Genomic DNA, 18667 nt, shown 5'->3' on the forward strand with positions numbered 1-18667 from the left:
TGATCGCGGGCAGGTGTCCCGACCAGGGCGCGGACCGTGGCGGGCGCGATGCCGGAGGCAACTCCGGCACCAGGTACGAGGAGAGCAAGAATGGCAGAGGGCACCGTCAAGTGGTTCAACAGCGAGAAGGGCTACGGCTTCCTCGCTCCTGACGGTGGTGGCGCGGACGTGTTCGTGCACTACTCGGCAATCCAGACCAACGGCTACAAGAGCCTCGACGAGGGCCAGCGCGTGTCGTTCGACATCGAGCAGGGCCAGAAGGGGCCGCAGGCCACCAAGGTCGAGCCCATCGCCTGAGCAGACACCACATCCCGCACGTGGTCACGTCGGACGGACGGGTCCGTCCGACGTGACCAGCCCGGTGCTCAGCCCAGGGTCGCGTGCATCTCCCACACGAGCACCTCGGCTCCGTCGGGCCCGGCCGTCACCGTGCGGCCCTCCGATGCGGTGATCCGTGCCGAGTCCCCCGTGTGCAACACCCCGGAGCCCTCCAGCTCCACCGAACCGCGCGCCACGAACAGGTGCGCCAGCGGTGAGGTGGGCAGGGTGACGACCGATCCCGCCGGGGGCCGCGCCGCGTAGAGCGCCGCGTGCCGCTGGCTGATCGTGATCGCCCGCTCCGACACGTGCTTCGGCATGCCCGAGGCCACGACGATGAGTCCGCCCGCGTCCAGTTCGGGCGTGATGTCGAGCTGCTCGTAGCCGGGCGCCACCCCGCTCTCGTCGGGCACCACCCACATCTGGACGAAGTGCACGTCCTGCGTCGCACCGGCGGCGTCGTTCTTCTCCGAGTGCAGGATCCCGGTGCCCGCGCTCATCCGCTGCGCCAGCCCGGGGTGGATCAGCCCGTTGTGCCCGGTGGAGTCCTGGTGCACCAGTGACCCGTCGAGGACCCAGGTGACGATCTCCATGTCGCGGTGCGGATGCGTGTCGAACCCGCTCCCCGCGCGCACCACGTCGTCGTTGCTCACCATCAGCACGCCGAAGTGGGTGTTGGCCGGGTCGTAGTGCGGGCCGAAGGAGAAGCTGTGCTTCGAGTCGAGCCAGTCGATCCGGGTGGCGAACCGGTCGCCGGCCCGCCGGACGTCGACGGCCGGGGTCGCGGTGCTGGACATCGGGCCTCCTCACGTGGTTGTGGACCCTGCAACTACTCTGCCCGGCCCGGCATTCCCGGGCGCGTGCCATGCTGCCGCACGTGCCGGTCCGAAGGTCCACCGTGCGTCGTCTCGAGCTCGCGGCCGGCGGGCTCGCGACGGCCTGCGTGGCGGCCATGGAGGAGCGCCTCCCCTGGTTCACGCGGCTGCCCGCCGACCAGCGGGCCGGGGTCCTGCTCGTCACCCAGACCGGCGTCGGCAACTTCGCCGCGTGGCTGACGCGGCCCGGCGAGAGCATCCGGCTCACCGCGGAGGCCTTCCGGATCGCCCCGCGCGACCTCGCGAGACGGCTGTCCCTGCGCCAGACCGTCGAGCTGGTCCGGGTCGCGACCGACGTGTTCGAGCAGCACCTGCCCCCGCTCGCCGCCGACGACGACGAGCACCGCGTGCTCGTCGAGGCGATCCTGCGGTTCGGCCGGGAGATCGCGTTCGCCGCGGCCACCGTCTACGCGAACGCCGCCGAGACCCGTGGGGCGTGGGACGCCCGGCTGGAGGCGCTCGTCGTCGACGCCGTCGTGCGCGGGGAGGCCGACGACGCGATGGTCTCGCGCGCCGCCGCGCTCGGCTTCGACCCGGCTGCCGCGGTGCTCGTCGTCGTCGGCTCGACGCCGGTCGAGGCCCCCGAGGAGGCCCTCGGCGAGCTGCGTCGCCACGCCCACCGGTCGGGCCGCTCGGTGCTCGTCGGGGTGCAGGGGCGGCGGCTCATCGTGCTGCTCTCGGAGCCGTCCGGCCCCGCCCGGGGCAACGCGGGCCTGGGCCGGCTCGTCGACGACTTCGGCCCGGGCCCGGTGGTGCTCGGCCCGGCGGTGTCCGACCTGCGGTCCGCGCACACCAGCGCCCGGGAGGCCCTCGCCGGGCTGCGCGCCGCACCCGGACGTCCCGACGCGCCCCGCCCCGTCGCCGCCGACGACCTGCTGCCCGAGCGCGCACTGTGCGGTGACGCCGCGGCCCACCGCGTCCTCGCCGACCTCCTCGCTCCCCTGCACGCCGCGGGCGGAGCGCTCCTGGACACCCTGACGGCCTACCTCGACGGCGGCGGGGCGCTCGAGTCGTGCGCCCGCGCGTTGTTCGTCCACCCCAACACCGTCCGCTACCGGCTGCGTCGCGTGAGCGAACTCACCGGCCGCCTCCCGACGGAGCCGCGCGACGCACAGGTGTTGCGGACGGCGCTCATAGCGGCCAGGTTGGACGCCGATGAGCTGCGGAATCCCTACAACGAACGACAGGACGGCAATGGACTCCGGTGAGGTCGGCGAGCACGGGTTCGTAGGTTTCCCACAGAACGACGCGGGAGAGTTCGTGCCCGGCGGCATGCCCGTGACGGGCTCCGGGCGTGTTGGGTCCCTCCTGTGATCGCGCTGCTCGCTCCCGGACAGGGATCCCAGACCCCCGGCATGCTCTCCCCCTGGCTGACCGACCCCGACGCCGAGAAGCAGCTCGCCGCGTGGTCCGACGTCGCGGGGCTCGACCTCGTGCGCCTCGGCACCGTCGCGGAGGCCGACGAGATCAAGGACACCGCGGTGACGCAGCCGCTGGTCGTCGCGGCCGCGCTGCTCGCCGCCGCCCGCCTCGACCTGCCGGCCGACGTCCCGGTCGCCGGGCACTCGGTCGGCGAGCTGGCCGCGCTCGCGATCGCCGGGGTCATCACCCCGGACGCCGCCGTCGCCCTCGCCGCGGTGCGCGGCCGGGAGATGGCCGCTGCGTGCGCGCTGGAGCCCACCGGCATGAGCGCCGTCCTCGGCGGCGACCCCGACGCGGTGCTCGCCCGCCTCGCCGAGCTGGGCCTGGACCCCGCCAACATCAACGGTGCGGGCCAGGTCGTGGCCGCGGGCCCCCTGGCCGCGCTCGCCGCGCTCGCCGAGGACCCGCCGGAGAAGGCCAGGGTGAAGGCCCTCCCGGTGGCCGGGGCGTTCCACACCCGCTTCATGGCACCCGCCCAGCAGGCCCTGCGCACCCACGCCGCGGACCTCGCGACGAGCGACCCGACCCGCCCCCTGCTGTCCAATGCGGACGGCGCCGTGGTCGGTGACGGCGCCGAGGCCCTACGCCGTCTGGTGGACCAGGTCACCCGCCCCGTACGGTGGGACGCCTGCATGGACGCGCTGCGCGAGCTCGGCGTCACCGCCACGGCCGAGCTGCCGCCGGCGGGGGCGCTCACCGGACTCGTGAAGCGTGCACTGAAGGGCACCACCACGCTCGCGCTCAAGACCCCCGGGGACCTCGACGCGGCACACGAGCTGATCGGAGCCGATCGATGACACCGGTACTGCGCCTCGCCGAGCCGGTCGCCGGTGCCCGCCTGCTGGGCCTGGGCAGCCACACCCCCGAGATCGTCGTCACCAACGACGAGCTCGCGCAGCGGATCGACACCAACGACCAGTGGATCCGCGAGCGCGTCGGCATCCAGAGCCGCCGCATCGCCGGGGAGGGCGTCTCGCTCATCGACATGGCGTCCGACGCCGGGGCGCGCGCGGTCAAGGACTCCGGCCTCGACCCGTCCGAGATCGACGGCGTGTTCGTCGCCACCTGCACGATGCCCAACTTCATCCCCAACGCCGCGGCGCAGACGGCCGAGCGCATCGGCATCCACGCCCCGGCGGCGTTCGACCTCAACGCCGCCTGCGCCGGGTTCTGCTACGGCCTGGGCATGGCCGCCGACCTGGTGCGCGGCGGCACGGCGCGCAACGTGCTGGTCATCGGCGCGGAGAAGCTGTCGGACTGGCTCGACTGGAACGACCGCTCCACCGCGATCATCTTCGCCGACGGCGCGGGCGCCGCCGTGATCGGACCGGCCGCCGACGCCGACGCGGTGGGCGTCGGGCCCGTCGCCTGGGGCAGCGCCGGGGAGATGAACCAGGCCATCCGCATCCTCGACGGCCACGGCTCCCGCGCGGGCGGTGCGCTGCACCAGGAGGGACAGGCGGTGTTCCGCTGGGCCACCACGCAGGTGGCGCCGGTCGCGCTGCGCGCCATCGAGCTGGCCGGGCTCACGCCCGCCGACATCGACGTCTTCGTGCCGCACCAGGCCAACCTGCGCATCGTGGAGGCCGTGGCCAAGAAGCTGCGCAAGCAGGGCGCCCGGGAGGACATGCGGGTGGCCGACGACATCGTGCACTCGGGCAACACCTCGTCCGCGTCGGTCCCCCTCGCCCTGGATCACATGCGCGCCGACGGGCGGGTCCGCTCCGGTGACACCGTGCTGCTCGTAGGCTTCGGCGCGGGCCTGTCCTTCGCGGGCCAGGTCGTCCGCTTCCCCTAGATTTCCCACCACCCCTGAAGGAGTTCACGTGGCAGACAGCACCGAGATCCTCGCCGGCCTCGCCGAGATCGTGGAGGAGGTCGCCGGCATCGACACCTCCGAGGTCTCCGCCGACAAGTCCTTCGTGGACGACCTCGACATCGACTCGCTGTCGATGGTCGAGATCGCCGTCCAGGCCGAGGACAAGTTCGGCGTCAAGATCCCGGACGACCAGCTGGCCGAGCTGAAGACGGTCGGTGACGCGGTGGACTACATCGCGAAGAACCAGTGACGAGCACCTCCTCGTCGACCCCCGTGGAAGTCGTCGTCACCGGGCTGGGGGCGACGACCCCCCTCGGTGGCGACGTCACGTCCACCTGGGAGGCCCTGCTCGCCGGGCGGTCCGGCGTGCGCCGGATCGACGACGACGAGCACGAGTGGGTCACGCGCCACGAGCTGCCGGTGAAGATCGCCGCGCCGCTCTCCGTGCCCCCGTCCGAGGTCATCCCCCGCGTGCAGCTGCGCAGGCTCGACCGGTGCGAGCAGGTGGCCCTGGTCGCGGCCAAGGAGGCCTGGGCCCACGCCGGTCTGGGTGGGCGGGACGACATGCAAGTCGAGCCCGAGCGGCTCGCCGTCGTCATCGGCACCGGCATCGGCGGTGCGGTCACCCTGCTCGACCAGGACGACCTCCTGGAAGGTCCCGGCCTGCGCAAGGTCTCCCCCCTCACCGTGCCGATGCTCATGCCGAACGGGCCTGCGGCCTGGGTCGGCCTCGAGCTGGGCGCCAAGGGCGGCGTCCACGCCCCGGTCTCGGCGTGCGCGTCCGGCGCCGAGGCGATGGCGTGGGCGATGCGGCTGCTGCAGGCGGGCGAGGTCGACGTCGTGGTCGCCGGTGGCGCGGAGGCCTGCATCACCGGCATCACCGTCGCCGGGTTCGTGCAGGCCCGCACGCTGAGCCAGCGCAACGACGACCCCGAGCGGGCCTCGCGCCCGTTCGACACCGCCCGCGACGGCTTCGTGCTCGGCGAGGGCTCCGGGATCATGGTCCTGGAGCGCGCCGAGTTCGCCGCAGCCCGCGGGGCCACGGTGCACGGTCGGCTGGCCGGGTTCGGCATCACCTCCGATGCGCACCACATCACCGGCCCCGATCCGGAGGGCACGGGTCAGGCGCGCGCGATCACGAAGTCGATCGAGAAGGCCGGGGTCGCCGCGGCCGACGTCACGCACGTCAACTGCCACGCCACCTCCACGGTGGCCGGCGACGTGGGCGAGACCCGTGCCGTCCGCAAGGCGCTGGGCGACCACCCGGTGCTCACCGCGCCGAAGTCGGCGCTGGGTCACCTGGTCGGCGCGGCGGGCGCGGTCGAGGGCATCATCACGCTGCTCTCGATCAAGGAGGGGATCATCCCCGCCACGCTCAACCTCGACGACCTCGACCCGGGCGTCGAGCTGGACGTGGTGTCGGGCGAGCCCCGCAAGGTCGACATCACCGCCGCGGTCAACGACTCGTTCGGCTTCGGCGGGCACAACGTGGCGCTCACGTTCGTGCGGTAGTACCTGCTCAGCAGGGGCTGGCGATCGAGCTGCCCGCCCCGGTCTGCTCGATGAGCGGCGGTTCGCCGCTCATCGGCAGCGAACTGCGCCAGCAGATCCGGCGGGCGGGCACGTCCTGCGGCGCGTCCTCGACGTCCTGGATGCTGACGAACCGGACGCGCACGAGCACGCGGGCGCCGTCCAGGTCGTCGATGCGGTCGATCCGGATGGTGCCGTCCTGCGAGGAGTCGTAGGCCTCCCGCCAGGCCTCCTCGGGCAATGCCTCGCTGCGCTCGGGCACGACCGTGGCGACCCACTCCGCGTAGTCCTTGGCGTTGATCGCGTCGTAGTGGCGCTGCAGCTGGGCGCGCACCAGCTCGTGCGCGGGATGCGCGAGCGCGTCGGCGGAGAGCAGCACCTCCGACGACCCGACGCCCGACGGCGGGATCGCGGGGGCCGCGCGCAGCGGGGGAACGGCGGACACGGCCTGCCCCGCACCGGACCAGGCCACCAGCAGCCCGACGACGAACAGGACGCCGAGCAGCGCCGCCGCCACCGTCCCGCCCCTGATCCGCACGCGGTCATCCTGCCGCAGGGGCCGCGGCGAGCCCTATCCGACCTGGTGCAGCCAGGTGACCGGGGCGCCGTCGCCGGCGAGCCGGAAGGGCTCCAGCGCCTCGTCCCACGCCGAACCGAGCAGGTCGTGGACGCGCGAGGGGAGCTGATTGTTCGTGGAGCTCGCGAGCAGGGTCCGCAGCTGGTCCTCGGCCACGACGATGTCGCCGTTGGCACTGGTCCGACCGCTCCACAGCCCGAGGTTGGGGACGTGGCAGAACCGTTCCCCGTCGACCCCGGGGGTGGGCTCCTCCGTCACCTCGAAGCGCAGCATCGACCACGCCCGTAGGGCACCGGCGATCGCGCCGCCGCTGCCGGCGGGACCGCTCCAGGTGCACTCGGCACGGAGCTGACCGTGCACGGCTGCCTGGGGCGTCCAGTGCAGCGACACCTTGGTCGCGAGAACGCCAGAGATCGCCCACTCGACGTGCGGGCAGACCGCAGTCGGCGACGAGTGGACGAAGACCACGCCGCGTGCATTCACTGCAGACCTCCAACGTCGACGAGGATCGTCTTCCCCTACGTCCTCGCGTCGTGGCGCGCCTGCTGCGTCTCGCTGTCCGGGTACCGGCCCGGGCTCGGTGATGTTGGGCGCGAGTCTGCCCGTTCCGGGCCTCCGCTGCCAACATCGCAGGCCACCCGGGCGTGTCGCCGCCCGAGCCCTCGGTCAGCGGACCGGTGCCCCGTCGACGTAGGTGTTGCCGGTCGCCTCGGCGGTCATCGGGACCCGCAGGGGCGCCCGGACGGCGTCGCGGGCGAAGCGGTTGTCGACGACGTGCACGTCGTCACCGGGGCCCTCGTCCTGGTGCACGGTGTACCCGCCGCCGCCGAGCACGTTGGACCGCACGACGATCGGCCTCCCACCCCCGTCGGAGGCGATCCGGACGGCGCTGAGGTGCCCGTCGCCCATCCGGATCGTGGAGTCCTCCACGACGACGTCGGACGCCGTGACCGTGAGCCCGGTGACCTCCCGCCCGGGCGCGAACCGGGACAGGACGCTCGCGCGGAGCCTGCTCCCCCGCCCGGCGTGCGCGCCGTCCCCGGTGACCCCGACCACCTCGATCCGCTCGGCCGTCCACCGGTCCCCGCCGACGGCGGCCTCGGTGAACCGGCCGGTGAGCGTCGTGTCCTCGATGCGCACCGACCCCGCGCCGGTCGTGACGATGCCGTAGGCCCGCGTGCCGTCGCCGGTGATCCGGCTGCGGCGCACCACGACGTCCGGGGCGTCGACGACGACCCCGCCGCGCACGTCCATTCCGTCGAGCACCGTCCCGGGCCTCGTGATCGTCAGCGGACCGGCCGCGCACAGCCGCAGCGACGGCGGCAGCCCGACGCTGCCCCGCTCCGGCACGACGTAGGGCCCGGCGGCCGCACACCCGGTGGACACGACGGGCGCCAGCGCGACGGTCGGCGCCGGGGCCCCGAACGTGACGCCCTCCGTGGCCAGCACGACGCCGGACACGCCGACGGCGAAGGCGACGAGTGTGAGGCCCACACGCCCCGTTCCGGGTACGGACACGACGCGGAGAGTACGGCCGGTCAGCGCGGCAAGCCGTCGTGGCGCCTACACGGAGTGAATCGTTATCACGATGTGTAGTGAGCGACCCCGGACTGCAACGTGATCGTCACAGCGCCCCGTTCGACCAGCACGTCGAGGTGCGCCTGGGTCTCCAGGACCGCGAGCATCGCGTTGAAGGCATCCATGTCGGGGAGCCGCCTGCGGTGCCGCGTCCACGGCAGGGCCTCCGCGACGGACTGCGCTGTCGACCGGCCCTCGCGAACCGCGGCGAGGGTGGCGTCGAGCCGGTCTCCGTGGTGCTCCAGCAGGGCGTCGACCCGCTCGTGCACCCGCATGCCGACCGGCCCGTGGGCCGGCAGGAGCAGCGCGTCCTTGCGCGAGCGGATCAGCTGCAGGGAGGTCAGGAAGGCGGCCAGCGGGCTCGTCGTGGGATGCGGCTCGAACCCGATCGACGGGGTGATCCGCGGCAGGACGTGGTCGCCGGCGAACAGCAGCCCGGCGGCGTCGTCGGCGAAGACGAGGTGCCCGCGGGTGTGCCCCGGCGTCTCGACGGCGGTGAGGACCTGCGTGTCCCCCACCGCGATCTCGGCGCCGTCCTCGATCCACTCGTCCGGCTGCTCCCATACCGAGAGGTCGCCCGGATCGGGCCGGGTCTCCTCGATCGTCGCCACCAGCGCGGTGGCCCCCGCCCGCACCAGCCGGGCCCGGTGCGCGTCGAACGGGTCGCGCCCGGACCGGTGGATCTCCGCGAGCCCGCTCTCCTCGCCCCGCCCGAGCGCGACGTGCGCGCCGAACTCGCGGCGCAGCGCGACGGCCTGCGTGTAGTGGTCGCGGTGGATGTGGGTGACGAGGAACCGGCGGACGTCGCCCAGCCCGGCTCCGAGCTTCGCCAGTGCCGCGGTGAGCAGCTCGCGCGACTCCGCCAGCGCCCACCCCGAGTCGATCAGCGTCCAGCCGTCGCCGTCGGGGATCGCGTAGACGTTCACCGCGCGCAGGCCGTCCTGCGGCAGGGGCAGCGGGATGCGGTAGACGTCGGGGGCGCAGCGGTAGGGACCGCCGCCGGTCCAGTCGCCGTCGGGGTCGTCGTCGAGGATCACCGTCCGACCATAGGCGGTGAATGCCCGTCCGGGCCGAGTACCACCCGGGCGCCACCACTGCGCGTGCCGAACCGGACGGACCGGACGCGCTCCTCACCTGTTCGTGCACCTCGGAGTAACCCAGAGGGTGAGGCATGCTCCCGTACTGTCCCACCCACGGTGAACAGCGCCCCCCGGGGCGGGACGAGAGGCGTGGGCAGGATGGCTGCAGAAGTGCCGGAGATGATCGGCGCACCGTTCCTCACCGTGGCCGAGGTGGCGGACCGGATGCGTGTGTCGAAGATGACGGTCTACCGGCTGGTGCACAGCGGGGAGCTCCCGGCGGTGCGGTTCGGGAGGTCGTTCCGCGTGCAGCGCAGCGCGGTGGAGGAGTTGATCCGCGACGCCCGGTACGAGGCGGGCTGAGCCCCGACGGCGGTGCGGACACGCGGCTGTCATCGACGGCTGCGACGATCGCCGCGTGCACCGTCGTCAGGTAACCGCGTTCCTCGAGCTGGACGTCACCGAGCCCGCTCTCCTCGCCTTCCAGGTGGCCGTCGCGTCCGGGTCGGCCGACGAGAAGCTGTCGATCACCCGCGACGGTGAGGCGGTGCCGTGGCGGGAGGTCCCCGCTGCGCACGACGGACGCCTGCACGTCGTCGACGCACAGGTGGGGCGCACGGTACTGGAGTACGCGGCCACCGTCTCCGGTGAGCTGCCCGCACCGGAGACCACCGAGCTCGACCTCCTGGCCTATCGGCGCCCCAGCCGCTACTGCCCGTCGGACCGGCTGCTGTCGATCGCGAACGGCGAGTTCGACGGCATCGACGACACCGGCGAGCTCGTGTCCGCCGTCCGCGACTTCGTGTACGGGCGGCTGTTCTACCTCAGCGGGTCCAGCAAGCCCACCGACGACGCGATCGACACCCTCCTGCTCGGGGAGGGCGTCTGCCGCGACTACGCGCACCTCGTCGTCGCCCTGCTCCGCGCCCGCGACGTGCCCGCCCGGCTCGTCGCGGTCTACGCGCCCGGGCTCGACCCGATGGATTTCCACGCCGTCGTCGAGGCGTGGGTCGACGGGTCCTGGCGGGTCCTCGACTCCACCGGGCTCGCGCCACGGCAGTCGATGCTGCGGATCGGCACCGGCCGCGACGCCGCCGACACCGCGTTCCTGTCGGTGCACCACGGCATCGCGAACCTGTTGTCGGTGCGCGTGCTCGCCGTCGTCGACGAGTTGCCGAACGACGACGGGACCGCGGTCGTCACGCTGACCTGACGCGGCGGAAACGCCGCGGTCCTAGCCTCGCGGGGCCATGACGATCCTGCGCTCCCTGCCGACGGGCCCCGAGCTGCAGTTCCGCATGGTCCACGGATACCGCAGGGCGTTCCGGATCGCCGGATCCGGCCCGCCGGTCGTGCTCGTGCACGGGATCGGCGACAGCTCGGCCACGTGGTCGCCGGTGCTCGCCGCGCTGGCCCGGCGCCACCTGGTGATCGCGCCCGATCTGCTCGGGCACGGCAGCTCCGACAAGCCGCGTGCCGACTACTCGGTGGCCGCCTACGCCAACGGCGTGCGCGACCTGCTCGGCGTCCTCGGGGTGGAGCGCGCCACGCTCGTCGGGCACTCGCTCGGCGGCGGGGTGGCGATGCAGTTCGCCTACCAGTTCCCCGAGCGCACCGAGCGGCTCGTGCTCGTCGGCAGCGGCGGCGCGGGCCCGGACGTCACCCCGGTCCTGCGCGCGATGACGCTGCCCGGTGCCGCGGTGGCGCTGGGCCTGCTGCGGATGCCGACCGCGCGGCTTCAGGTGGGGGCCGGAGTGGCACTGCTGCGGATGCTGGGCACCGATCTCGGTCAGGACGCCCCCGACCTGCTCCGGATGGTCGACGCGCTGCCCGACGCGACCGCGCGTGCCGCGTTCATCCGCACGCTGCGCGCGGTCGTCGACTGGCGGGGGCAGGTGGTGACGATGCTCGACCGCTGCTACCTCACCCGCGGCATGCCCACGATGCTGGTCTGGGGCGCCCGCGACGCCGTGGTGCCGATCGCGCACGCCCACCGCGCCCACGACGCGATGCCCGGCAGCCGCCTGGAGATCTTCGACGGCGCCGGGCACTTCCCTTTCCACACCGACCCGTTGCGCTTCGTCACGCTGCTGGAGGAGTTCCTCGCGACGACCACCCCGGCGCGGTGGAGCGCGGAGCAGTGGCGGCAGCTGCTGCGCGACCCGGAACCGGCCGAGACCCTGCACACCGTCGGCGAGCGCAACGCCACCTGACCCCGCCGGGAGCACCCCGGCGGGGTCGGCGGTGCTCAGCTGCAGCCGCTGGTGCTGCCGCAGCCCTCGCACAGGTAGCAGGAGCCCGCGGGGCGCATCTTCGTGCCGCAGGTCATGCACAGCGGCGCGTCGGCGGCCTTGCCCATGCGCAGCTCGAGCAGCTCGGTGGAGCTGCCGACCTCCACCGGGGCCTTCGACGAACCTGCCGGGGGGCCGGCGACCGGCTCGGTCTCCACGCCCTGGCGCAGGCCCTCGACGTCGACCGTCTCGCCGTACTGGTCGGCCACCTGCGCGGTGCGCTCGTCGGCGGAGAAGATGCCGAGCTGCGCGCGCTTCTCGTACGGCAGGTGATCGAGCGCGAGCCGGCGGAACAGGTAGTCGAGCACGCTGGTGGCGATGCGCAGGTCCGGGTCGTCGGTCATGCCCGCCGGCTCGAAGCGCAGATTGGAGAACTTCGAGACGTAGAACTCCAGCGGGATGCCGTACTGCAGGCCCACCGAGATCGACATCGAGAACGCGTCCATCACGCCCGACAGCGTGGAGCCCTGCTTGCCGAGCTTGACGAAGATCTCGCCGACGCCGCCGTCCGGGTAGGCGCCCGCGGTGAGGTAGCCCTCGGCACCGCCCACGGTGAACGACACCGTCTCACTGGACCGCTTCTTGGGCAGGCGACGCCGCACCGGCCGCTGTTCGACGACGGTGACGGTCTCCTTCTCCCCCCCGCCGGAGGACTTCGCCGACTTGCCCGCCGAGAGCGGCTGGCCGACCTTGCAGTTGTCGCGGTAGATCGCCAGCGCCTTGAGGCCGAGCTTCCAGCCCTCCAGGTACACGCGCTCGACGTCCTCGACGGTGGCCGTCTCCGGCATGTTCACCGTCTTGGAGATCGCACCGGACAGGAACGGCTGCACCGCGGCCATCATGCGGACGTGGCCCATGGCGGCGATGACCCGCTCGCCCATCGCGCAGTCGAAGACCTCGTAGTGGTCGGTGCGCAGGCCGGGGGCGTCGACGACGTGCCCGTGCTCGCCGACGTACTCGACGATGGCCTCGGCCTGCTCGGCCTGGTAGCCGAGCTTGGTCAGCGCCCGCGGCACCGTCTGGTTGACGATCTGCATCGACCCGCCACCGACGAGCTTCTTGAACTTGACCAGCGCGAGGTCCGGCTCGATGCCGGTGGTGTCGCAGTCCATCATCAGGCCGATGGTGCCGGTGGGGGCGAGCACCGAGGCCTGCGCGTTGCGCCAGCCGTTGCGTTCCCCCGCCGCCAGGCAGTCCTTCCACGCGATGGTGGCGAGCTTGTGGATCCCGGAGCTCGCCGGGAACGTGCGGACGTCGTCGTTGGCCGCGGCGTGCTTGCGCATGACGCGCTGGTGGGCGCTCGCGTTGCGGGCGTAGCCCTCGTACGGGCCGACGACGCCGGCCAGCTCGGCGGAGCGCTTGTAGGACGCGCCGGTCATCAGCGAGGTGATGGCCGCGGCCAGCGCCCGGCCGCCCTCGGAGTCGTAGGCGTGGCCGGTGGCCATCAGCAGCGCGCCGAGGTTGGCGTAGCCGATCCCGAGCTGTCGGAACGCGCGGGTGGTCTCGCCGATCGGGTCGGTCGGGAAGTCGGCGAAGCAGATGGAGATGTCCATCGCGGTGATGATGAGCTCGACCGACTTCTGGAAACGCGCGGCGTCGAACTGGCCGTCGTCACCGAGGAACGTGAGCAGGTTCAGCGACGCGAGATTGCAGCTGGAGTTGTCCAGGTGCATGTACTCCGAACACGGGTTGGACGCGGAGATCCGGCCCGATTCCGGGGTGGTGTGCCAGTCGTTGATGGTGCCGTCGTACTGGATACCGGGATCGGCGCAGGCCCACGCGGCCTCGGCGATTCCGCGGAACAGCTTCTTCGCGTCGACCGATTCGATGACCTCACCGGTCATCCGCGCGCGGAGCCCGAAATCGGTGCCCGCCTCGACGGCCCGCATGAACTCGTCGGTGACCCGGACGGAGTTGTTGGCGTTCTGGTACTGCACCGAGGTGATGTCGGAGCCGCCGAGGTCCATGTCGAACCCGGCGTCGCGCAGTACGCGGACCTTGGCCTCCTCCTTGGACTTGGTCTCGACGAACTCCTCGATGTCGGGGTGGTCGACGTCGAGGACGACCATCTTCGCCGCGCGGCGCGTGGCCCCGCCGGACTTGATGGTGCCCGCGCTGGCGTCGGCGCCGCGCATGAACGAGACCGGCCCGGAGGCGGTGCCGCCCGAGGAGAGCAGCTCCTTCGAGCTCCGGATCCGGGAGAGGTTCAGGCCCGCGCCGGAGCCGCCCTTGAAGATCAGCCCCTCCTCGCGGTACCAGTTGAGGATCGACTCCATCGTGTCGTCGACGGCGAGGATGAAGCACGCGCTGACCTGCTGCGGCGAGGTCGTGCCGACGTTGAACCAGACCGGGGAGTTGAAGCTGAACACCTGGTGCAGCAGCATCCAGGTGAGCTCGTGGGCGAACACCTCGGCATCGGCGTCGGTGGCGAAGTAGCCGTTGTCCAGGCCCGAGCGGTGGTAGACCCCGACCACGCGGTCGATCAGCTGACGCAGGCTCGACTCGCGCTCCACCGCCCCGACCGCGCCGCGGAAGTACTTGCTGGTGACGATGTTGGTGGCGTTGACCGACCAGGTGCTCGGGAACTCGACGCCGCGCTGCTCGAAGTTGATCGTGCCGTCGCGCCAGTTCGTCATGACGACGTCGCGGCGTTCCCAGGTGACCTCGTCGTAGGGGTGCACGCCGGCGGTGGTGTGGATCCGCTCGATCGTGAGGCCCGCAGCGGGCCGGGTGGCCCGGGGTGCCTTCTTCCCGCGTCCGGACGCGGTGCCGACGGTCTCGGTCATGGGTGTTCCCTCTCCTGCGCGCACGACGGACCGGGGTCCTGGGGGCGCGCCAAGTACGACTGGTGCGGTGATGGCGGTGATGACGGGAGTGCGCGACGTCCGATTCAACGGTGTCGGGTGCGGTGACGGCGCGGTGGTGCGTCGGGCGGCCGGACCGGGCCGCCGATCGGTGGGACTGGTCAGACGGGCGCGGCGCGGGCGGGTGTGTCGCGCGCGGGTGTGTCGCGCAGGTCGGCGATCTCCTTCTCGAAGTCCTCGATCGAGGAGAAGGACCGGTAGACGCTCGCGAACCGGAGGTAGGCGACCTCGTCGAGGTCGCGGAGCGGGCCGAGGATCGCCAGGCCGACCTCGTGGCTGGGGATCTCGGCGGTGCCGCCCGCGCGGACGGCCTCCTCGACGCGGTGCGCGAGCTGCGCCAGCGCGTCCTCGTCGACGGGCCGGCCCTGACAGGCCCGGCGGACACCGCTGACGACCTTGTCGCGGCTGAACGGCTCCGTGACCCCGCTGCGCTTGACGACGGCCAACACCGCTTCCTCGACGGTGGTGAACCGGCGCCCGCAGGAGGCGCAGGAGCGCCGGCGGCGGGTGGCGACCCCGTCGTCGACCTCGCGGGAATCGATGACCCGGCAGTCGGAGTGGCGGCAGAACGGGCAGCGCACGGACAACCCCCTCCGACGAACCGGAACCCCATCCCTGGGCTAACGACGCCCATGTAACCACAACATGTGGGGGCAGGAAAAGCCGGGAGGCCCTATCGGTGGCGTCGCGTCGTCCGAACGGGCACGCAGGCGCACCGCACCGCCGACCCGCACGCGAAGCGTCAGCCCCCGAGGACCCCCGCCACCTGCACGGGCGACGTCACCACCGGCGTGCGCGAGGTGCTGCTCACGTCCGGCGCACCGGAGTGCCGGGCCGCCGCGGCGACGTCGGCCAGCAACCCCAGCAGGACGACGATCGCGGCCGTGAGGAGCGCCGTGCCGACGGCGGCGGCCACCCGCCGGCGCCGCAGGACCTTCGCGGGCAGCACCGGGACGGTGCGCAGCAGCACCCGCTCGCCGCGGTGCGCCCGCTCCCCCGCCGACCCGCCGGCCGGCCGGGCGGGCTGCGCCGGCCGCACGGCACGGAGCGGCTGCACGGGCCGCACCGGCCGCGGCCCGTGGGCCCGCCCGCGCCTCGGGAGCTCCCGGGCGGGACGGGGCGGTCGCAGTGCCGTGCCGCCGTACCGCATTCCGTCCTCGATCTGATCGTGCATCGGACTCCACCCTTCGCTCGGACCCGTTCCCGCACTCCGGCCGTTCGAACGGGAACACATGTTCGAACGATCGCTGAGCGATGTGTACCACCGACCACCGACAGAATCGAGAGAACGGGGCGTGTCGTTCGAACATGTGTTTGGCGAGAACCGGAATCGGGGCTACGGTCGGGTCCACGACACACGGGCCCGGTCCGCACGGATCGCCCGCCCGGTCCCGATCAGCAGCACCGACGAGCAGTACCGATGAGCAGTACCGACGAGCAGTACCGACGAGCAGTACCGACGAGCAGTACCGACGAGCAGTACCGACGAGGAGGCACGAGGACATGGCACGGGACGAGCCCGGCCCGACGGGTGGCGACGACGAGGGAGTACGCCCCGGGCCGACCGCCCGGGTGAGCACGTTCCCCGACCCCGCGAGCGCCCCCGTCGGCCTCACTCCCCGGCAACGCAAGGTGCTGGAGGTCATCCGCGACTGGGTGGAGCGCCACGGCTACCCGCCGAGCGTCCGCGAGATCGGCGACGCCGTCGGCCTCACGTCCACCTCGTCGGTGCACCACCAGCTGCGCACCCTCGAGCGCAAGGGCTACCTGCGGCGCGACCCCAACCGCACCCGCGCGGTCGACGTCCGCCCGCCCGACGAGCAGCCCGACGCGGCGTCGTCGGACACCGGGGTCGTCGAGCGGCCCACGCCTGCCTTCGTGCCGCTGCTCGGCACGATCGCCGCCGGTGGACCGATCCTGGCCGAGCAGGCGGTGGAGAGCGTGTTCCCGCTGCCGCGCGAGATCGTCGGCGAGGGCACCCTGTTCCTGCTGAAGGTGCGGGGCGACTCGATGGTCGAGAAGGCCATCACCGACGGCGACTGGGTGGTCGTACGCCAGCAGCCCGTCGCCGAGAACGGCGAGATCGTCGCGGCGATGATCGACGGCGAGGCCACGGTCAAGACGTTCACCCGGCGCGACGGGCACGTGTGGCTGATGCCGGCCAACGCGGCCTACGACCCGATCCCCGGTGACGACGCCACGGTGCTCGGGCGCGTCGTCACGGTCCTGCGGCGGCTCTGACGCCCGCGGGCACCACGATCACCGGATAGCGGGCGGTGCGCACCAGCACCCCCGCCACCCCGCCCAGCAGCAGCCGCTGCATGAAGCGGTAGCCGCGGGAGCCCACCACCAGCACGTCCGTGCGGTCCGGCAGGGCGGCGAGCGTGGCCGCCACCGGGCCGATGACGACGTCGCTGATGGCGTCGACCTCCACCGGCAGCGACGCGATGCCCTTGTGCGCGAGCGCCTGGGCGGCCGGCACGGCGTCGGCGTCCTCCGCGACGGTCACGACCCGTACCGCGGCTCCGGTCCGGCCGGCGAGGTGCACGGCCACGGTCACCGCCCGGTCGGCCTCCGCGCTGCCGTCGTAGGCGACGGTCACCACGGTCATGATGCCGGTGCCGAGGTGCCGGTAGCCGCGCGGCGCGATCGCCACCGGGCAGCGCGCGAGCGGCAGCAGCCGCTGCACCGTGCGGCCGGGGGCGAGGCGGCCGAGCAGGCCGTGACCGGTCGACCCCACCACGAGGACGGCGGCCCCCACGTCGTCGGCGTGGTCGGCGAGGACGTCGGCCACGGAGCCGGGTGTGAGGGCCACGAACTCCGGCTCGTCGTCGCCCCAGCCGTCGCCGATGAGCCGGCGCGCCTGCTGGAACCGGGCCGCCGCGACCTTGCGCGCCTTCTCCCGCCACCGCGGGTCGCGGGCGACCACCGCGAGACCCCGTGCGTCGGTCGGGTAGACCGTGGCCACCACCGCACTCAGCCCGGTGAGCCGGGTCAGCTGCGCACCCAGGACGAGCGCGTCGTGCCCGCCCGGCGTGTCCTCGTAACCGGTGACGATCGGCACCGCGCGCCTCCTTCGGCCACGATCACCGTAACCGCGCAGGGGGCCGCGCCGGTTACGTCCGGGAAACGTCGCCCGCCGCCCGCCCGTGATCGCGGCACACCGCACACCATGGCCCCCGCGAGGGCCGGTACGTGCGGCCGAACCCGATCACCGACCCCACCGGGGGCGGCAGCGTGCAGCCAGCAGCGATCACCGGCCCCGACAGAGGATCCGGCGGCATCCGTCCGCTCCCACAGCCCCCCCGCCGGGCGCCATCACCGGCTCAGCGGCGCCGGGCCCGCCAGGAGAGCGCCGCGGCGAGCAGCACCAGCAGGCCCACGGCCACCCCGCCGCCGATCAGGGCGGGCAGCCACTCGGGTGCGGGCTCGGCCACGGGTTCCGCGGGGGTGTCTGCGGGCGGGGTGAACGGCTGCGCGGCCAGTGCGGCGGCCCCGGGCACCGCGCGCAGCTCCCCCGGCACCCCGCCGCGGGTCTCCGAGGCCGAGAGCAGCGTGCCGTCGGCCTCGAACGTCACGGCCTCGCCCTGCGGCTCCCCGGCCAGCGGCACCCGCGCGGGCTCGCCCTGCAGCGCGGTCGCGATGTCGCCGTCGACGACGGGGAACAGCCAGGCGTCGGTGTACGTGCGCAGCGCGACGACCCGCCCGTCGGTCGACATCGCGGCCCCCGTGACGGTGCGCGACCCGATCCCGCCGACCGGCCCGCCCTCGGTGTCGGAGACGGGCAGCGACACCTGCGCCACGCGCTCCAGCGGGAACGGCCCCCTGCCCTCGGGAGCCGAGGTGGGCCGGTACACCCCGGCGGGCGTCCCGACCTCCTTGGTGATCACGAACGGCACCCCGTCGGCGTCGACGAGCATCGCCTCGGCGTCGTGCGGGCCGTCGGGGTAGGCGAAGCGGTGCAGCCGGGCCTCCCCGCGCACGGGCAGCACGATCGCGGCGACGGTCTCGCGCGAGCGCTCGTTGTCGCCGGTGTCGGCCACCCAGAACTCCCCGTCGGGCCCCAGCGCGAGGTCCTCGGCGTCGAACGGGTCGACGTCGGCGGTGCGGGTGTCGACGATCTCGCAGCCCCCGCCCGATCCTCCAGGATCCAGGCGGTGCACCTGCACGCTGCGGCCGCCGTCGGACATCGCCCACACCTCACCGTCGGCGACGACCATCCCGGACAGCTCCGCGAGCCGGTCGTCGGTGACCGTGCAGCGGACCTCGGGCGCGGGTGGGGCCGCGACCGCGAGGGCCGCCACCAGGAGCAGG

20 protein-coding genes are annotated in these 18667 nt (G+C 73.2%); 10 read left to right on the forward strand and 10 right to left on the reverse strand.

What is annotated here, in order from left to right; genetic code table 11:
- Positions 1–90 precede the first annotated feature (90 nt).
- Positions 91–297: a cold-shock protein gene (locus I4I81_RS14005; RefSeq protein ID WP_218602317.1), complete on the forward strand. Its 207-nt coding sequence runs from the start codon at positions 91–93 to the stop codon at positions 295–297.
- Positions 298–365: 68 nt separating this feature from the next.
- Here the strand turns inward: I4I81_RS14005 and I4I81_RS14010 are convergent, their stop codons facing one another.
- The gene (locus I4I81_RS14010) at positions 366–1115 is read right to left on the reverse strand and encodes a pirin family protein (protein ID WP_218602318.1); all 750 of its coding nucleotides are present in this window, start codon (positions 1113–1115) and stop codon (positions 366–368) included.
- Between the two features lie 68 nt (positions 1116–1183).
- On the opposite strand from I4I81_RS14010, the gene I4I81_RS14015 reads away from it, so the two are divergent.
- The 5 genes from I4I81_RS14015 (at position 1184) to I4I81_RS14035 (ending at position 5946) form a co-directional block, all read left to right on the forward strand.
- Positions 1184–2401 (forward strand): PucR family transcriptional regulator, encoded by a 1218-nt coding sequence (locus I4I81_RS14015; protein WP_218602319.1) that lies wholly within the window; start codon positions 1184–1186, stop codon positions 2399–2401.
- A 102-nt stretch (positions 2402–2503) separates the two neighbouring features.
- A complete protein-coding gene (locus I4I81_RS14020; RefSeq protein ID WP_218602320.1) occupies positions 2504–3412 on the forward strand; it encodes an ACP S-malonyltransferase in 909 nt (302 codons plus the stop codon).
- On the forward strand, positions 3409–4413 hold the full coding sequence (locus tag I4I81_RS14025; protein WP_218602321.1) for a beta-ketoacyl-ACP synthase III: 1005 nt from the start codon (positions 3409–3411) through the stop codon (positions 4411–4413). Before I4I81_RS14020 ends, I4I81_RS14025 begins: the two co-directional genes overlap by 4 nt.
- Before the next feature lie 28 nt (positions 4414–4441).
- Positions 4442–4684, forward strand: coding sequence for an acyl carrier protein (locus tag I4I81_RS14030; RefSeq protein ID WP_185716762.1), 243 nt, complete (start codon positions 4442–4444; stop codon positions 4682–4684).
- On the forward strand, positions 4681–5946 hold the full coding sequence (locus tag I4I81_RS14035) for a beta-ketoacyl-[acyl-carrier-protein] synthase family protein (protein ID WP_218602322.1): 1266 nt from the start codon (positions 4681–4683) through the stop codon (positions 5944–5946). The genes I4I81_RS14030 and I4I81_RS14035 overlap by 4 nt, the downstream gene beginning before the upstream one ends.
- Before the next feature lie 7 nt (positions 5947–5953).
- Here the strand turns inward: I4I81_RS14035 and I4I81_RS14040 are convergent, their stop codons facing one another.
- The 4 genes from I4I81_RS14040 to I4I81_RS14055 form a co-directional block, all read right to left on the reverse strand.
- Positions 5954–6502, reverse strand: coding sequence for a hypothetical protein (locus I4I81_RS14040; RefSeq protein WP_218602323.1), 549 nt, complete (start codon positions 6500–6502; stop codon positions 5954–5956).
- A gap of 33 nt (positions 6503–6535) precedes the next feature.
- Entirely contained in the window at positions 6536–7024 is a 489-nt protein-coding gene (locus tag I4I81_RS14045; protein ID WP_218602324.1) for a DUF3145 domain-containing protein, read from the reverse strand.
- A 183-nt stretch (positions 7025–7207) separates the two neighbouring features.
- Complete coding sequence (locus I4I81_RS14050) at positions 7208–8059, reverse strand: hypothetical protein (protein ID WP_218602325.1); 852 nt, start codon at positions 8057–8059, stop codon at positions 7208–7210.
- A gap of 65 nt (positions 8060–8124) precedes the next feature.
- Positions 8125–9156: an MBL fold metallo-hydrolase gene (locus I4I81_RS14055; protein ID WP_218602326.1), complete on the reverse strand. Its 1032-nt coding sequence runs from the start codon at positions 9154–9156 to the stop codon at positions 8125–8127.
- A gap of 201 nt (positions 9157–9357) precedes the next feature.
- On the opposite strand from I4I81_RS14055, the gene I4I81_RS14060 reads away from it, so the two are divergent.
- Genes I4I81_RS14060 through I4I81_RS14070 form a run of 3 tightly spaced genes read left to right on the forward strand, consistent with a single transcriptional unit; the run spans position 9358 to position 11411 of the window.
- The gene (locus I4I81_RS14060) at positions 9358–9561 is read left to right on the forward strand and encodes a helix-turn-helix domain-containing protein (protein ID WP_218602327.1); all 204 of its coding nucleotides are present in this window, start codon (positions 9358–9360) and stop codon (positions 9559–9561) included.
- Positions 9562–9616: 55 nt separating this feature from the next.
- Entirely contained in the window at positions 9617–10411 is a 795-nt protein-coding gene (locus I4I81_RS14065; RefSeq protein WP_226363933.1) for a transglutaminase-like domain-containing protein, read from the forward strand.
- A gap of 37 nt (positions 10412–10448) precedes the next feature.
- The gene (locus I4I81_RS14070) at positions 10449–11411 is read left to right on the forward strand and encodes an alpha/beta fold hydrolase (RefSeq protein WP_225924578.1); all 963 of its coding nucleotides are present in this window, start codon (positions 10449–10451) and stop codon (positions 11409–11411) included.
- Between the two features lie 35 nt (positions 11412–11446).
- Here the strand turns inward: I4I81_RS14070 and I4I81_RS14075 are convergent, their stop codons facing one another.
- The 3 genes from I4I81_RS14075 to I4I81_RS14085 all read right to left on the reverse strand — a co-directional run bounded on the left by I4I81_RS14075 (position 11447) and on the right by I4I81_RS14085 (position 15410).
- The gene (locus tag I4I81_RS14075; RefSeq protein ID WP_218602328.1) at positions 11447–14275 is read right to left on the reverse strand and encodes a vitamin B12-dependent ribonucleotide reductase; all 2829 of its coding nucleotides are present in this window, start codon (positions 14273–14275) and stop codon (positions 11447–11449) included.
- A 179-nt stretch (positions 14276–14454) separates the two neighbouring features.
- A complete protein-coding gene (nrdR, locus tag I4I81_RS14080) occupies positions 14455–14934 on the reverse strand; it encodes a transcriptional regulator NrdR (RefSeq protein ID WP_218602329.1) in 480 nt (159 codons plus the stop codon).
- Between the two features lie 161 nt (positions 14935–15095).
- Positions 15096–15410 (reverse strand): hypothetical protein, encoded by a 315-nt coding sequence (locus tag I4I81_RS14085; RefSeq protein WP_218602330.1) that lies wholly within the window; start codon positions 15408–15410, stop codon positions 15096–15098.
- A 446-nt stretch (positions 15411–15856) separates the two neighbouring features.
- Between I4I81_RS14085 and lexA the strand changes: the two genes are divergently transcribed.
- Positions 15857–16594 carry a transcriptional repressor LexA gene (lexA, locus tag I4I81_RS14090; RefSeq protein WP_218602331.1) on the forward strand — a complete coding sequence of 246 codons (738 nt, stop codon included), beginning with the start codon at positions 15857–15859 and terminating at the stop codon, positions 16592–16594.
- On the opposite strand, the gene I4I81_RS14095 is transcribed toward lexA, so the two are convergent.
- The gene (locus I4I81_RS14095; protein WP_218602332.1) at positions 16572–17417 is read right to left on the reverse strand and encodes a universal stress protein; all 846 of its coding nucleotides are present in this window, start codon (positions 17415–17417) and stop codon (positions 16572–16574) included. The two genes, lexA and I4I81_RS14095, sit on opposite strands and share 23 nt — an antisense overlap.
- A 262-nt stretch (positions 17418–17679) precedes the next feature.
- Positions 17680–18657, reverse strand: coding sequence for an SdiA-regulated/phytase-like domain-containing protein (locus I4I81_RS14100; protein ID WP_226363934.1), 978 nt, complete (start codon positions 18655–18657; stop codon positions 17680–17682).
- Positions 18658–18667 lie beyond the last annotated feature (10 nt).

The organism is Pseudonocardia abyssalis (genome assembly GCF_019263705.2).
Lineage (GTDB): Bacteria > Actinomycetota > Actinomycetes > Mycobacteriales > Pseudonocardiaceae > Pseudonocardia > Pseudonocardia abyssalis.